This window comes from Mesorhizobium sp. M2A.F.Ca.ET.037.01.1.1, from assembly GCF_003998075.1.
Taxonomy (GTDB): Bacteria; Pseudomonadota; Alphaproteobacteria; order Rhizobiales; family Rhizobiaceae; genus Mesorhizobium.
The window spans coordinates 1-386 of record NZ_RZSA01001878.1 but is presented as its reverse complement, the minus strand read 5'-3'; the positions used below and the strand labels follow the sequence as shown (position 1 = coordinate 386).

Annotated in this window: 1 protein-coding gene; it reads left to right on the top strand. The window is 71.5% G+C overall.

Annotated features, from left to right (window positions below):
• Window positions 1-46: 46 nt before the first annotated feature.
• The coding region (locus tag EOA27_RS40270) for a periplasmic heavy metal sensor (protein ID WP_127259170.1) at window positions 47-386 on the top strand (340 nt) is incomplete at its 3' end.

Genomic DNA, 386 nt, shown 5'->3' with positions numbered 1-386 from the left:
ACGGTGGACCGCCTATCGCCGGCGATGCGGGCGAGGGAGACGCGCTATGACCGGTCGTTCATGGATCTGGGCGGTGGTACTGGTTGTGCTTGCCCTTTCGCTCGCGCTCAACTTCTTCTTCATCGGCTATGCCGCGCATGGCCTGCGCCAGGCGGCCGTCGCGCGCGGGCTGCTGGCGGAGGTCGCGGGCGCCTACTCGCCGGAGGTGCGCAAGGAGTTCCGCGCGGTCATGCGCGACAACCGCGGCCGCACGTTCGAGGCGCTGCGGCAGCTGCGCGCTGCGCGGGCCGACCTTGCGGCGGCCGAGCAGGCCCGACCCTTCGACGAAGCGGCGGTCAGGCAGGCGATGGCGGCGGTGCGCGCCGCTACTACAAACCCTCAGGCCA